Raw genomic sequence first — 14,442 nt, forward strand, 5'->3', positions numbered from 1 at the left:
CGCATCAGGCCCGGACCGTGTCCCACAGGTCGCCCAGCAGTGTCCGCATCTCGTCGGGGAACCAGACGAACCCGGCGACGAACACGGCTCCGATCACCATCGTGACCATGCCTCCCCAGTCGTCCTTGACGAAGTGGCGGAAGGCTCTGACGGCGAGCCACGCGGCGAACAGGTTCCCGACCAGCAGGAGTACGGCCGTTTTCAAGGCGCTGCCGTCCGTGAGGGCGGCGAGCATCACGACATCGTGGTGCATGGAGTCCCCTTCGAGAGGTGTCGAAGCAAAGCGGAGGAGCGGGAAGGGGCTCGTGTCACGCCGTGCCCCCGGTCACGGCGGCCACCTGCCACCGCTCGGCGTCCGCCGAGGCCACCCGCGTGAGTCGGATGCGATAGGTCTGATCGAGCTGGGCGCCTGCGATCTGCCACGCGACGCGGGCGGTGCCCACCCGGTCGGCGCCCGCGCCCTTGTCTGCGGTCCACGTCAAGACGCCGCCCAGGCTCACCCCGGCCGGAAGGGCCGGCACCGTGGCGCCCGGCGCGGTGACCGTATCGGTGTCGCCTCCCGCGTACGCGCGGAAGAAGCGGGTGATGGTCTCGGCCGTCTGTTCACTGAACTGCGCGTCCGCCTCAGGGCCCTTCACCGCCGGCGCCGGGGGGCCGGTGGCGGGAACGCCGACCAGGCCGGGCGGTCCGGAGACGACGACGCGGCCACCCGCCTGAATCACAGGGACGTCCAAGCCCACCCATCGCGCGACCGGGCCCGCCGGCGAGGTCGTCTGTCCGGGCGGCGCGGGTGTGGCGGCGCCGGCGGCCGACCGAATCAGCACCTCGACCCGTACGCGTCCCTGCTGCTGCGCGGCGGGGGTGACGGTACTGGGCTGCACGGCCAGCACCTCTTGGACGCCTTTGCCGTTCCATCCGGCGGCCGTGTCCGCTCCCTGGGCAAGGAGCGTGGCCAGGCCGGCGGCGCGTGCCCCGGCGTCCTTCTCGTCCCACGTCAGGTACAGGCGGGCGAAGCGCGCGGCGACGGCCTGCGCCTCCTCCACCGGGTAGGCCGGTGTCGACTGCGACGGGCCGGGGGCCGCGGCCGGCGCCGCGGGCTCACGCGAGACGACCAGACTCTTCACGCCGAGCAGAACCAGCAGCCCGACGAGCGCCCACAGCAGTCCCCGGCCGAACCGACGGGCGAACGCCGCCCCCGACGACTCGTCCACGGTCTGCCACGGTTCGGCCGGGGCCCCCGACACCGCGGTGGGGGCCGACGGCGGCGCGGTCTGCTCTGCCCTCAGCTGCGCGGCGGCGACCTCCCACGGATTGCCCACAGCGGTCTGCCGCGCCGGAACGGACGTCTGCTTCTTCGCCTTCGCGCGCGCCTTCTTCCGGTCCCAATCCCCCGCGTCCGGCAACCCCAGAACGCGGCGCGCGGTCGGCCCTAACCCCATGCTTTCCTCCCCCACGGCGCGGCTCGCACGCCCAGGCGGCCGACCCTAAACCTGCCATGATCACAGGTCAAAGGAATACGTATAAATCAGCCAGCCGACCACATACAGCCGGACCGGGAGGACCGACCGGCAACGCTAGAGTCCGGCGTCATGCAGACCAACGACCGACCCGAGCGAACGGTAACCCTGCGCGGCGTGCGCCTGCGGGACCTCCGCATCCGCCGCCGCTATCGACGCCAAAAGGACCTTGCCGTCGCATTGAATTGCGCACGCAGTAGCGTATCCGTGTGGGAATCCTCCACAGGCATGCCGACACCGGCAATGCTAACAAAAATCTGCATTTTACTCGATGTGAAGCCGGATTATTTAATTGACGCCACCGAAGGGCCTGCATTGAAAACGTACCGCATATTGAACGGATTGCGCCAATCAGACATGGCGCACCTCTTGAAGGTGAAGCCCACCACATATTGCGACGTCGAAGTGGGCCGGCAGGGGATCCCGAATCGATGGATCCCCCTGCTCGGCCAGATCTTCTCGATATCAACCCCGAAGCGGAGGAAATATTCACTTCCACCGCGTAACCGAACATCGTTTCATTCGATTCACGCAATGCGATCACAGAGAATACACATCGCGGGTTCAGAATTCATTTTTCGGCTTTGTATCGCACGTACCAATCCCTCAGTTCCGCTTCGCTGTATGACGTGGCACGGCCGTCGCTGATTCCCTCGGGGAATTCGATGCCGCGGGCCTCGCCACGCCGCTTGTACTGCCGCGCGGTGCCGTGGCTCCACGGCAGGATGCCCGCCTCACATGCCTCGGCCAGCGTGTAGACCGGCGGAAGGTCCTCCGGCTCCCCCACGCCTCCGATCGTCGGCACGCCCACAGTCACACCGCCAGTCACAGAAGCTGTCACAGAGGGACCTGTCACAGGCCCTGAGCTGGGAGCAAGCCTGTTTATGCCCGGGTGTGAGACTGGCGTGACAGCAGCCGTGACCAGCTCCTCGGGCCCGTACTTACCGCCGACGAGGAAGTCTTTGACACCGGTGGTGCGATGCGTCTCCATCAACGACGCCTCCGTGATCCAGGGCGCCCGCTCGCCCGCATCGAACCAGGCGGGCGCGGGCTGGCAACCGCCCAGCCGGCCGGCCACTTCCTCGGTGATCTTACAGAGTTGAATTTCGCGGACGTACGGGTAATTCATGCCCGGGGCCATCCGCTTGTCGGCATGAACCCCTCGCCCCTTTACTTCGGTGTCGAAAGGAACGACCGGCGTCGACTGACCGAATGCGACACCGTAGGAAACACGCTCCTGGGAACCCACCATGATCTTTGTCCCGATCTGCCCACGCTCCATGGTTCCACCGAAAAACGAGTTCGCGAACTGCTGCGTCCCTACGACAACGCGATGATTGGCCGACCTTCCCTGAAGAAGAATCACAGAGAGCCACTCAAGGAAAGGAGGGGACCCCTTCCCCTTCAGGCCATACCGCCACCAGATGTACGCGAGCTTGATAAGCGTAGGAAGCTCGTCGATCACCAACAGGCGCTCCTGAAGGAGACCCCGCAGCGCGGGATCGGCATTCTTCCCCTGCGCAGTCTCCGCGGCCTGCATGGAGACCATGAACTCTCCAAATGCCGCAATGCACTCGCGTACCGACTTGTGAATGCGGACACCCGAAAAGCCTTCCGCCTCCATCAAACTGTTCTGCTTGGTATCCAAAATGTCGACAAGTACACCATGCAACCGACCATGGACAATCGGAATATAAAGGACAGTGGATTTACCGGCGCCCGTATCCCCCGCCACGCCCCAATGCGGCGTGGCCGACTGCGTCTGAACAACCACGTCCACCACCGATTCACCCTCGATGGCTTGGCCGATATACACCTCGTACGGACTCGACAGAGACCGCCACGGAACCGCCTTCGAAAGGGTCGGCTGAACAGGCTGCTTCTTCCGCGTCCACCGCACACGGTGCGCCGCTCCCTGCCGCTCCCACTCGGCCTCCCACTCCCCCGGCACCCGCGCATCGACCACATGCGACAGCGCCGCCATGCCCTCCTTGCCGCCCATCCACTCGACGGGGAGCCGCAAAACGATCCCCGCCCCCTCCACCGACAGATCCGCGTCCAGCCGCAGCCACTTCACCCGTCGCTCGCCCTCGTCCAAGCGCAGCACCTGCCGAACCCCCGCCCACACCGACGGCCCCAACAGCTCGTCATCGGTAGCCGTCCGTACCGCCCACCACCGGGCACCGGCCGGACCGGTCGCCGCGACGGTCACCACCACCGCCAGCAAAACACCCACCGCCCAGACCAAGGCTGACGGATGCCGCCACGCCAGCCAAGCCAACGGCAACGGCAACAGCCGCACCGCCGACCGCGCCGCGCCAGGCCAACAGACCCACGCACGCAGCGCCGCACCCATACCGGCGACCACCCGCCCCACAACCCGCACAGCCCGGCCGACGGCCCCCGCCGGCGCCTTCGCCAAAGGATCGCCACCCGACCGCGGCGGCGCCTCCGAGGGCAACCGGCCTCCGTCGTCAACCACGACACCGGAACGCCACCACGTCGCGGTACTGCGCTGCCCCCCGGTCAGATCTCGCCCCGCGACGTAGCGCCCGATGCCCCCGACAACCCCGCCCACCGCTCGCTCGATCGCGCGGTTGAACTCCTCGTTCGGCCGCCGGCTCCTACCCTTGTCGTTCGCCACATAGGCGAGCACCCCGAGCATGGCCAGCAGCCCGCCCCCACCGGACAGGACGTAGGTCGGTAACTCGGACAACTGGTCCCACGGAGCGGCCTCATACGTCATATATCTCCCCCACCCTCCAAGATCAGAGTTCGACCCTATGCCGGAGTCCACGGCCTCGCCCATTGAAGGCAGAACCCGTCCGATCAGCCTGGGGCGGTACTTGCCTGATGCCGGAAAAGCCAGGCCTGCCCCAGACCCGCCCTGGGGCAGGCGGCTGGGACGTTGCGCCCTCACGGCAAGCGAACTGAGTAACACAGGGCACCACCCGGAGGGAGACGGAGTAGTCTCCCCAGGTCAGTCGTGTTACAGCACCGTGTGTGACAGCTGCGGAGCGGCTCGTGTGACAGGCTGTGTTACATCAGCCGGCAAGCCGCAGCGGCATGCCTCCCTCACAATCTCGCGGCAGCGGACCAGTTGGCCTCGACGGACAGCCACGCCCAGGACCCGTTGATGCGGCTCACTCCCGGGTGGGCCGTGACGTCCTCCGCAGAAGCGCACGGCCGGCGTCGAAGGCCACTCGCCCCGGCAGGGTGAGTGTGTCTTGCGGCGCGCTCGGGACCTTGCTGCATTGGTCACACAGGTCGGTGTCAGGATGGTCGGGACGGAACAGGCGCGGTTGGATATGCCTGCCCGTGCACTCGCGCATGGTCGCCAGGCGCCGGCCGGGCGTTCGCGGCAGGCCGCTGTGCATGACTGCGTCCTCTCCACCCACGCCAACAGCTGGAACGTGGGCGCTGGAGAGCAGGCGGGTGAGGCGATTGCGGAGCAATGCTGTCGGGTGATGGATTTGATTGGGCAGCCCGGTGCGTAGGGCGGTCAGCAGGGTTTCTTCGCCGGCGCCTTGTTCGAACCAGCGGGCTGCCAAGGGCGCGAGGGCGGCCAGGTCGTGCGCTGCCATGGTCAGTCGAGGCTCGTGCCTGACCAGTCTGGCGAGGGCGGTTCGAGCTCGCTCTTGCAGTGTCTCGTCGGGGTGTGTCGCTGCTGGCGAGTTGCGGTCGGGCTCGCAGGCGTGCGGCGGGGTGGGGGCAGGGGGCACCGGGTGAAGGCGTTCGGTTCCGGGGGCGGCGGGTGGTGGGTGGGGTGTGTTCTCCATAGGGTCTTCGGTAGGACCGCCGACCGCCCGACCCGTCGGTCCACCGACCGTCGCATGGCTGGCAGTCGGTGACGACGGACGATCACGTGTCGCTTGGGCCTGCTCCCCGGTGAGGGGTGTGTTCGACAGCAGTTGTGTGGTCGCCCACCGGCCCCCGGGCCCCTGCGCACGCCACTCGTGCAGGAACCCCTCCGCGAGGAGTTCGCGTTTGGCACGGGTGAAGCCACAGCGCTTGATCCCGGCACGCGCGGCCGTTCGCGACAGACACTCGTCCTGCCCGGGCGGCAGCGACAACTGCCACAGTAGTAACCGCACCGCCTCCGCTCCGAGACGTGGATGACGAATGATCTCGTTCGGCACCTGTGAAAAGAAGCGCGCAGGCGCGATAGCATGCCTCAGCATCCCAGGGTCCCTTCTAGACCTTGAGTGATGTAGGCCCTCGGCCGGTGTTCCCGCACCGCCGGGGGCTGCTTCATGTTCATGGGGACCCGCTTCAGCGGATCCACCCATCAACATAGCCCAACCCCGGGCCGGATAGCCTCAGATCGCATCAACAGTTCGGCCCGTACACGGCCGCCTGGCCCGCTGGGACACCGGCGGCATCCACACACACCTGGGTTGGCCGCGGAGAAGCGCAGGGACTGGATCACGCAGGAGTTCCGGAACTTCTTCGCCGGAGCCAGGAGCAGCGACTCCACGGAGTACCCCGCAGGCCCGCTTGGCGGGCGTCTGGCCTGCGGGCACTACGCGGACGAGCCCACCGTGTCCATCTGCGTCTGGAGCGACGCGAGCACGCTCAGTACGTTCCTGCAGAGCGGGGTCTCCGAGCTGTCCGAGGCGGCCAAGGCCACCCTCGATCTCAGGAACGCGTCCAACCAACGCACCTGAGCCGCGTACCGGGTCGGCGGTGACGTCTTCGCCTCGTCCGCGTTGGACAGGCATGGGGGATGTGTTGGACCTGCTGGACTCGCTGCTCGACGGCTTGAACGAGACGCGCATCAAGCTGATCAGCGCCGACGAGGCAAGGGCCTCGATGGTCCTTCTCGCCGTCCTCGACAGCGACGGCCAGGGCGAGGATATCCGTCGGGCGGCCGCCGAGATGCGTTTCCGTATCGCCTCGCGCCTCGCTCTACCAGCCGAAGGTGCCGCTACAACTTGAATCTGTGACCTCAAACCTGACCATGTTCCGGGAGCCACGCGAAACCCGCGGTCCCCGATCAGCGGGCAGACGCATCCCGCCTGATTCGAATCCGAAATCACCTCCGTCGACGTGGAATACACGCCTTTCCGGGTGGCGAGCACCTCCGAGGAACGGTTCGATAACGTCGGGTTCCCGCGCCTGCGTTGCTCTGGAATGTGCGGCTCGTCGGTGCTGCGGGGGTGAGAGGAGGGTGGGTAGGGTACGGGTGTACGAGATGGCCTGGTTCCCCCTGCTACGGGCTGGGGGGAACCAGGCTTTCTCATGCCGGCGTTCAGGCGGCCGTGTGACGGACAAAGGTCAGGAAGGCTGCGGGATTCATCAGCATCGCGGGGCCGTTCTGGTCTTTCGAGTCCCGCACGGCGATGCCGCCGAGTTCGGTCGAGCGCAGGTCGGCAACTTCTACGCAGTTATCGTTTCCGCCACTGAAGGAGGACCTCCGCCACTGGGCGATGGGCAGCACCACTCCCCTGTAGGTCGTCGTGCGGTTCGGGCTTGGGTTCATCGCCGTAGCTCCGTTTTGCGGTTCCTGATCTCTTCCCTGGAGATGTCCACGGGAAGGGCTTCTGCGACGATCGCCTCGAAGGCCTCGTCCAATCTCCGGACCTCTTCGGGCCCCTCCACGAAGGTGCCGCCGAGCCGCAGCGAGAGCCCATCTGAGGGCCTCGGTGGCGGTGGCGGCGTCAGAGGATGCCTTGCCAGGCCCAGGGGCGTTGTCCGTGTCGACCTCTGAGGCAGTCCACTCGGTATTGCGCCTGGTGTGTCCAGGCGGGGTTGTGGGCAGCGTGTTGGGCGGCGTAGGTGACCATGCGCAGTTCTCGGGCGCCAGCCAGTAGGGGGTAGCCCGTCCAGTGGGTGACGTCGTGCCCGTACCGGGTGCAGAAGGTGTCGTACTCGTTGGTGGTGACGGCGCCGGTGGTGTGGGCGCGGACGGCTGTGGAGACGAGGTCCCATTCGGGTGGGCCGAGGGAGAAGCGCTCGAGGTCCATCAGCACGAGTTGTCGGCCGGCGCGGACGATGTTGCCAGGCCATGCGTCGCCGTGCACGGCGCGTTGGGCGAGGCCGTCAGGGGGGCTCTGCTTCCACCGGTCGGCGAGTTCGGTGTGGAGGTCGTGGAGCCATCGTCGGTCGTCGTCGTTGAGGGTGGTTGCCGCGGCAAGGCGTTCCGCGATCCGGACGAACGGGTCGAGGCGCCCGATGTCGAAGTCGGGCAGGGGCAGGGCGTGGAGTGCCTTGAGCATGTCGGCGACGTCGGTGATGGTGCCGTGCTCGTGGGGCGGCAGCTCGCGCCAGAAGGTGACCGGGCGGTCCTGTCCGGTGATGACGGGCTGGGGGACCGGCAGGGGTCGGACGGTCTCGATGCCGTGGGCGCGCAGCCAGTGGGCGACCTGGATCTCCCGAGTGGCGGCTGGTGTGCGGCCGGGTCGGGCGATGCGAACGATGACGCGGTTGGGCAGGCGCCAGGTCTCGTTCTCGGCGAGACGTATCGGGTGGGCGCCGGCCGGGTCGAGGCCTGCGAGGGTGCAGGCCTCGACCACGAGGGAGTTCGACGGTCGGGCCTGTTCGGTCATGCGTGCACGGTAGCGGTGATGCGTTCGCGCAGCGCGGTGGTCGCGGGGAGGCCGGGGTGACGGGTCGTGTGGTGGGCGAGCTCGCGCAGGTACTCCTCGGCGCGCAGCGAGGTGAGTCCGGTGCCGAGGTCCAAGGCCGCGTTGCCGATCGCGGTGGCTTCGTGGGGATCGCCGCGGTACATGAGCAGCGAGGCGAGTTTGGTGCAGGACAGTGCCTTGGAGCGTTCGAAGCCGGGGCCGTGGCCGTCGACGGCGCGTTGGAATCGGGTGACGGCCTCGGTGGGATTGTGGGTGTCGATGCCGATGGCGAGGTCGAACAGGGCGTGGGCGGTGTCCCCGTTGTGTTGGGCCTGGTCGTAGTAGGACATCCACGGCGGGTCGTCGGCGGGGTGTCGTTGGCTGAAGGCCTCATCCGCGGCACCGACGGCGGCCAGGGTGCCTTGCACGTCGTGGAGTCGGGCGAATGCTCGGGCGCGAGCGGTGTGGAGCATGGCGCGTTCGGTGGCGGTGAGGCGGTCGGAGCGGACCAGGCCCTTCTCGGCATGGGTGAGTCCGTCGTCTGCTTCGCCGATCCACACCGCCTGGCGGGCGAGAAAGCTGTAGCCCTTGGCCCGCAGGTGCCAGTGACGGCCCTCCTCGGCGCATTCGACGGCAACCTTGAAGGCGAGGCGGGCCTCGTCGTGGCGGTGGACGTCAAACTGCGAGGCGCCCGCGACGAGCCCGAGGCGGGCGACGGCCGCGAGGAAGTCTGCACGCAGCGTGGGCGGGCAGTCCACGGACAGGAGTCGTATGGCCCATTGCATGGAGGACGCGGAAAGCTGGCTGATCAGGCCGCCACCGCCGTGCCGGTTGTCCCATCCCTGGAGACCGTGCGCGATGTCGAGGAGGCGGCGGATCTCGGTTCGGGTGACGCGCTCGGGCAAGGCTGGCGAGGTGTTGGGGGTCAGGAGGCGGGCGAGGTCCAGCGGCGCGGCGATGGCCAGTCCGCCGATGGACAGGAGCGTGCGACGGTCCACAGGGTCAGGACTCCTCAAGAGTGCGGTGGGATCATCCGCGTCCAGCATGCGCCGTCTGGGCCGCCCGCCGGTGAGCTCCGCCCGGTCTAGCGGGGAGATATCCGCATCACGGGCTCGTTTATCCGCATCGCCGAAGGCCATGCCCCAGGACCGGCCGAAGAGTCCGCCGGTCTTCAGAAGGTCATCGAGTCGCGAGGCGAGGTCTTGCGGACACCGATAGACGCCCTTCTCGATCTTGAGGATCACATCCACGCTGACCTGCAGATCCCTCGAGAAGGGGCCCGCGTTCGGGTAGCCGGCCGCCTTGCGGCGAACCCTGATCTCGTGGCCGAACCAGGCCTCGGGAGAACTGCTCGGGTCGAGGACCTTCTCTGGCTGCGGCATTCGCGCTTTGACCTCCTCATGCGGATTTCGCGAGGTATCCGCATCGACCTCTCCACACGCGCCGGCGCCGCTGACTCAATGGTTGCCGACCGGTGCAAACCCAGTACACACCGCAACCGGCACCCCCGTGACGGGGTTCGGTCAACCGAACTGGACGAGACATGGCCACGACTTCCCCTTCCCCCGCTCCGGCGGGACCAACCTGCGGCAACGTGCACGTCGGGTCCAGCCGGTTGGACCTCGACCTCGACCTGACGGAGCGCTCCATCCACCACCTCAGGCGCCTGGTGATGAACGGCGTACGGATGTGGGGGCTCGACGACCTCGCGGGCGACGTCGGCCTGGTGCTCACCGAGCTCCTCACCAACGTGCTGCGCCATGCCGTCGGTCCGGGCGGAGACCCCGTCGGTCGGGCTCGCTGCCTCATCCAGGCCGGTGCGGACGCCGTCGTCGTCGTGGTGCACGACGACGACGCGACCACCCCACGCGAACGGATCGTCTCGGGCGAGGCCACCGGCGGCCGCGGCCTGCAGATCGTGCGGCAGTTGGCACACAGCCTGGTCATCACGCCCAGCCCGCGCCCCGCGGGCGGCAAGGACATCACCGTCACCCTGGTCCGACCGCCGACCTCCGACCACCAGGCCGCCGTCTGATCCCCGAATCCGCCACCGGGCCTCGCCAGCGAACCCATGCCCCGGCCCTGTCCGTTCTCCCCCTGGAGCTGCTGTGCACCGCACCGAGACCACCGTCACCGCCCTCCAGCAGGAGGCCCTCTCGCGAGAGGGCCGACCGCCTCAGGCCAACACGGCAGCGCGACTGCGCGTCCTGCGCACGGACCGCTTACCCGCCCGCTCGACCGAACACCAACGGCGGGTCGTCCCCTACGACCTCGTGCGTCCTGGTCAGGATCCGGCCGACCAACTCGCCGAGGTTCGCGGCCTGGTCGCCGCACACCGCTGGGACCTGCTCGACCCGCAGTCGGACGACCTCGGCGAGAGTGATCCCATGTTGCGCCCGGGTCTGGCCCGCGCGCTGCGGGCGCTGGCCGACGAGCGCGCCGAGGGAAGCGTTGCCGTGAGTCGGACGGCGATCAGCGCGCACGACAGCGAGTACGAGCAGGTCCTGCGTCACGTCACTCGGTTGGGCGGATTTCTCGCCCTGGTGCGGGCGGAGACGGACCTGTGAGGACCGCCATTGGCAGTCCCGGTGGGGCGCTGACCACCGCGGGCGAGGACGTGCGCGCCACGATGACGCTCGACCGGCTCCTTGTTGGCCTGCGGAATCTTCGGATTCCGGGTGAAGACGCCAGGAGGGCCGAGCGGGTCGAGGAGTTGCGGGATCGTCTGGCGGAGGTCCTCGGATGGTTGCTGGCGCTGCCCAACTCGGCAGACACGACCGCGGTGATCGAGCTGACGGCGCAATGGCTGTCGACCGACCCGACCGACGGGTCCCGGCCATCGGATCGGTTCCTGGCCGCGCTAGACGACGTCCGCAAGAGCGCCATGGCGCACCTCGACGGGACGGCTGCCGGTGTGGCCTATGCGGTGTCGCCCGCCGGCGTTGACGACGGTCCGTTGTTCGCGGACCTGGAGCGGGCGGCACGCGGGGTGTGTGGATCGTTCCTCGGTCGGTCGGGGGATGTCGCCGGTCGTCGGGCCGCCGACCGTCCCGGCCTGCGGTGGGTCGAGTGGCTGATCGACAGCGGTCATGCCCAGGTGTTGATCACGCCGTCCATGTGCCACCTCGTCCCGGTGGCGCCTCACGAGGCGGTGGGGCCCCGGTCGGCGGACGGGATCCGCGCCGGGCTCGCCGCCCGGGGAGTGCGCCTGGTCCTGACCGATCCGGCCACCGGCCATGCGGCGTTGCCCTACCGCCGTCCCTGAGCCGGCCTTCCCCTGTCCTTGACGTCGGCGGGGCGGGGAAGGCCCCCACGTTCCGTTCATCTGATTCACGGAGAGAGATGCCCACGAAGCCCACCCTCCCGCAGGCGCCGGCACCGTACCTCGTACGGGAAGCGCGTTACCCCCATCGCCTGGGTGTGCATCTCCTGGTCCAGGCCCACCAAGAGGTGTGCCCGGACCGGGAGGCGTGTCGCGACAGTCGTGACCTGATCGCCGTGTTGGAGCGCGCACACGGGCAAGGCACTTACGCCGGCAGCGGGTTGTGGGTGATGACGGACAACGCCACGGCAAAGCCCGTGGCGGCCGCTCACCTGGAGGTCGCGCTGTCGGGTGACGGGACGGGGCTGCTGCATGTGCGGCACCTGCTCGCGGATCCGGGCGCGGGCGCGGATCGGCCGGAGGAACTGTTGGCCTCGTGGAGCACACACTGGGCCGCGCACCGTACGGCGTCCGTCCGCGAGGTGTGGATCGAGTTCGCGTGTCGGCTCACCCGAAGCGGGCGTGCGGGACCCACGGCGCTTTGGAGCGAGCACGCGGTGGCCGGCGGGTACGCACGTCGGATCGAAGTGCGCACCGCCCTCGAGTTGCCCGCGCTGGCCGCCCTGGTCGGCGCGTGGCCGGAGCCGGTCGCCGATCCGCCGTACACGGTGCTGCCGGTTCGCCGTGAGGATCACGATGCGTTGGTCCAGCGGCTGCGGGCGCGGCAAGCGGCGGTCGATGCCGAGGACTACCCGCTCGGGGGTAGCGTGCCTGTGCAGGGGCGGATGGTCTTCGCGCATGGGCACCTTGCCGCCGTCCTCACGATCAGCGACAACGCAGCGGCGCCGCGGGACGGCGCCGGGGCCCGGCGCCGAAACCGGCGGGCCGTCCTCCTCGATCGGTTGTGGGTGCTCTCCCCCGACTGTGATCTGGAGTTGCTCGTCCACCTGACGCGATGGGCCGGCAGTAAGGCCCTGGCGGGCGGATTCGCGATGGTGCAGCTGAGGCTCACCCAGCGCGAGCTCCCCTCCCGCCTGGAGGACTTGGGTTGGCGCACCGCCCGCGTCAGTGCCCTCGACTCCGTCCGCGGCGGGCTGGCCTGGTTGATGGAACTCCGCGTCCGACCGTCCGTCCCCGACACCATCGGCGGCGGCCGGTGACCACCTTCGACGTTCTCGGCCGGGCCGCCCGCCTGCTTGGCCCGATCCTGCGCGCCCGAGCCGTCGCACCGCCGCGGCGTGAGGTTCCGATGCGTCGCCTGCAGCTTCTGGAGGATTCATGGCTCACACCAGCCCGCGGGCACGACCACGGCACGGCACCCACCGAGCGTTCGGGGAGCCGGTCGTGATCCAGAGCCAGATCCCGCTGCCGCCGATCGATGTGTCCAGGCCGGCTGTGGCCCGGGTATGCGCATACATCACCGGCGGCACGGCGTGCTATCCGCCCGACCGGGAGCTGGGTGCGGCGCTCCTGCGGCGGGCACCATGGCTGGAGCGCGCTGCCGCCGCCTGCCGTACCCACGGCGGGCAATCCGTCACGCGCCTCGCCGATCTGGGGATCAGCCAGTTCCTGGACCTGGGGTGCGGCCTGCCCCAACGCCACGGCCACAACACCCACGACTTCGTGCAGGCCGTCGAGCCGACGGCGACCGTGGTCTACGTCGACCACGACCCGACGGTGTGGGGGCACGTGCGGACCGTCTTCACCGAGTCGCCCCACGATCTCGGGATGCACGCCGACGTCACCCGCGTCGCCGAGCTGGTGGCCCACCCGGTGATCGCGGGCCTCGACCACAACCGGCCGATCGCGGTACTGCTCCACGAGGTCCTGCCCTGGATCGACGACGACCAGGTCACCCGCCTGCTGGCCGGCCTGCGAGAGTGGCTGCCGGAGGGCAGCATGCTGTCCGTCATCCACACAGCGGCCGACAGCCACCCCGCCGCCATGTCCGGGCTTGTTGGCCTCTACCACCAGGCCGACATCCTCTACCGGCCGCGCACTGCAGCCGAGTTGCGGGACCTCGCGGATGGCTGGGTCCTGGAACCGCCGGGCATCACCACGCTGGCGCTGCCCGGTCCACGTCCTGCCGACGCTCCCGCCCACGCCCAGTATGTCTTCACCGCCCAACCGTTCCGCCCATCCGACACCACGGCCGGGCCCGGTACGGGCGAAGGGGCTCACGACGGCCACCGTCACACCGGCACCCGCCCACCGACGGGGAACAGCACCCTGGTCCGGCGGCACAGCCGGTCGACTGCCGCGCACGTCCCGGCCATGCCCGAGACAAGGGACAACGCGACGACGGCGGTGCGGGAGGAATCGGCGACGGCACTGGCCCCGCACAAGCCGTGCCTCCCGATGCGGCACGCACGCTGCATCGCCACGGCGATCGAGACCGCCCAGGCGCAACTCTTACAGGCGCGGGGGCAACGATGAGGACGCTCACGCCCGGAGCGGCGTGGTTGGCCGAGATCGCCGGCTACCAGACCCCTACGACCGGGCATCACCCCTGGCGGCCGCACGCGGTCAAGGCGGACATCCCCATCGGCATCGCGTTCAATGTCGTGCGGACGCCGCCGGTCGTCTCGCCCTTGCTCCTGCGGCATCTGGAGTCCGAGGGTATGCCGGTCGGCCCGGTCCTGGAGGCCGCGCACTGCTGGACCTGGCTGGTCACCCCCTCTGCGGAAGAGGTCGACGGCCGGGATCTCCCCGGAGGCGTCCTGCTCACCGGTAGGGACCGGCGCACCATCGCCTGTCCCCAGCCCGGCCGCCCCGCGACGCTGGACCTGAATTGGCGTATCGCCCCGGACGGCACCGGCACCCTCACCGCCCTGGAGGATCTCGCGAGGGTCCTCCACCGCGTCCGAATCCGCGCGGACGAGGTCGGCGAGTTCGGCCGAACACGCACGGCCAGGGCGCCGATGCACTGACGGGTTGGTGTGTCGGCCCGTGCCAGGACTGCGATCACCGCTCTCCCGGAAGATCATCCCGCGCACGCGGCGTCGCCACCTGGACAGACATCGACGACCGGCCCTGACGCAACGGACGGCCGGCTCGACACCGCAAGACGCCTCGGCCGGCGGACCCGCCAGCCTCC

At 69.0% G+C, this 14,442-nt stretch carries 16 protein-coding genes; 9 read left to right on the forward strand and 7 right to left on the reverse strand.

Going from position 1 to position 14,442, the window contains the following annotated elements:
* Positions 1–4 precede the first annotated feature (4 nt).
* A complete protein-coding gene (locus ACZ6ZI_RS37910) occupies positions 5–253 on the reverse strand; it encodes a hypothetical protein (RefSeq protein ID WP_469529114.1) in 249 nt (82 codons plus the stop codon).
* A gap of 55 nt (positions 254–308) precedes the next feature.
* Positions 309–1,454, reverse strand: coding sequence for a conjugal transfer protein (locus ACZ6ZI_RS37915; RefSeq protein WP_469529117.1), 1,146 nt, complete (start codon positions 1,452–1,454; stop codon positions 309–311).
* Between the two features lie 135 nt (positions 1,455–1,589).
* Here ACZ6ZI_RS37915 and ACZ6ZI_RS37920 point away from each other — a divergent pair, with 135 nt between their 5' ends.
* The gene (locus tag ACZ6ZI_RS37920) at positions 1,590–2,165 is read left to right on the forward strand and encodes a helix-turn-helix domain-containing protein (protein ID WP_469529119.1); all 576 of its coding nucleotides are present in this window, start codon (positions 1,590–1,592) and stop codon (positions 2,163–2,165) included.
* On the opposite strand, the gene ACZ6ZI_RS37925 is transcribed toward ACZ6ZI_RS37920, so the two are convergent.
* Both ACZ6ZI_RS37925 and ACZ6ZI_RS37930 read right to left on the reverse strand, forming a co-directional pair.
* On the reverse strand, positions 2,089–4,263 hold the full coding sequence (locus ACZ6ZI_RS37925) for a type IV secretory system conjugative DNA transfer family protein (RefSeq protein ID WP_469529122.1): 2,175 nt from the start codon (positions 4,261–4,263) through the stop codon (positions 2,089–2,091). The genes ACZ6ZI_RS37920 and ACZ6ZI_RS37925 overlap by 77 nt on opposite strands.
* Positions 4,264–4,660: 397 nt before the next feature.
* Positions 4,661–5,101: a hypothetical protein gene (locus ACZ6ZI_RS37930; protein WP_469529124.1), complete on the reverse strand. Its 441-nt coding sequence runs from the start codon at positions 5,099–5,101 to the stop codon at positions 4,661–4,663.
* A gap of 813 nt (positions 5,102–5,914) precedes the next feature.
* Between ACZ6ZI_RS37930 and ACZ6ZI_RS37935 the strand changes: the two genes are divergently transcribed.
* Positions 5,915–6,184, forward strand: a complete 270-nt coding sequence (locus ACZ6ZI_RS37935) for a hypothetical protein (protein ID WP_469529127.1) — start codon at positions 5,915–5,917, stop codon at positions 6,182–6,184.
* 61 nt (positions 6,185–6,245) lie between these two features.
* Complete coding sequence (locus ACZ6ZI_RS37940; RefSeq protein WP_469529129.1) at positions 6,246–6,455, forward strand: hypothetical protein; 210 nt, start codon at positions 6,246–6,248, stop codon at positions 6,453–6,455.
* 313 nt (positions 6,456–6,768) lie between these two features.
* Here ACZ6ZI_RS37940 and ACZ6ZI_RS37945 read toward each other — a convergent pair whose 3' ends face one another.
* From ACZ6ZI_RS37945 to ACZ6ZI_RS37955, 3 genes are all read right to left on the reverse strand, one after another.
* Positions 6,769–6,999, reverse strand: a complete 231-nt coding sequence (locus ACZ6ZI_RS37945) for a DUF397 domain-containing protein (RefSeq protein ID WP_469529132.1) — start codon at positions 6,997–6,999, stop codon at positions 6,769–6,771.
* A gap of 178 nt (positions 7,000–7,177) precedes the next feature.
* A complete protein-coding gene (locus ACZ6ZI_RS37950; protein WP_469529135.1) occupies positions 7,178–8,065 on the reverse strand; it encodes an aminoglycoside phosphotransferase family protein in 888 nt (295 codons plus the stop codon).
* Complete coding sequence (locus ACZ6ZI_RS37955) at positions 8,062–9,465, reverse strand: XRE family transcriptional regulator (protein WP_469529137.1); 1,404 nt, start codon at positions 9,463–9,465, stop codon at positions 8,062–8,064. Before ACZ6ZI_RS37955 ends, ACZ6ZI_RS37950 begins: the two co-directional genes overlap by 4 nt.
* Before the next feature lie 212 nt (positions 9,466–9,677).
* Here ACZ6ZI_RS37955 and ACZ6ZI_RS37960 point away from each other — a divergent pair, with 212 nt between their 5' ends.
* The 6 genes from ACZ6ZI_RS37960 (at position 9,678) to ACZ6ZI_RS37985 (ending at position 14,275) form a co-directional block, all read left to right on the forward strand.
* The gene (locus ACZ6ZI_RS37960) at positions 9,678–10,118 is read left to right on the forward strand and encodes an ATP-binding protein (RefSeq protein WP_469529139.1); all 441 of its coding nucleotides are present in this window, start codon (positions 9,678–9,680) and stop codon (positions 10,116–10,118) included.
* A gap of 73 nt (positions 10,119–10,191) precedes the next feature.
* A complete protein-coding gene (locus ACZ6ZI_RS37965; RefSeq protein WP_469529142.1) occupies positions 10,192–10,650 on the forward strand; it encodes a hypothetical protein in 459 nt (152 codons plus the stop codon).
* Positions 10,647–11,348, forward strand: a complete 702-nt coding sequence (locus ACZ6ZI_RS37970) for a hypothetical protein (protein WP_469529143.1) — start codon at positions 10,647–10,649, stop codon at positions 11,346–11,348. Before ACZ6ZI_RS37965 ends, ACZ6ZI_RS37970 begins: the two co-directional genes overlap by 4 nt.
* Positions 11,349–11,503: 155 nt before the next feature.
* Complete coding sequence (locus tag ACZ6ZI_RS37975) at positions 11,504–12,505, forward strand: hypothetical protein (protein WP_469529146.1); 1,002 nt, start codon at positions 11,504–11,506, stop codon at positions 12,503–12,505.
* A gap of 184 nt (positions 12,506–12,689) precedes the next feature.
* Positions 12,690–13,781: an SAM-dependent methyltransferase gene (locus ACZ6ZI_RS37980; protein WP_469529148.1), complete on the forward strand. Its 1,092-nt coding sequence runs from the start codon at positions 12,690–12,692 to the stop codon at positions 13,779–13,781.
* Positions 13,778–14,275 (forward strand): hypothetical protein, encoded by a 498-nt coding sequence (locus ACZ6ZI_RS37985; RefSeq protein WP_469529150.1) that lies wholly within the window; start codon positions 13,778–13,780, stop codon positions 14,273–14,275. The genes ACZ6ZI_RS37980 and ACZ6ZI_RS37985 overlap by 4 nt, the downstream gene beginning before the upstream one ends.
* Positions 14,276–14,442 lie beyond the last annotated feature (167 nt).

The organism is Streptomyces sp. NPDC103540, from assembly GCF_055584445.1.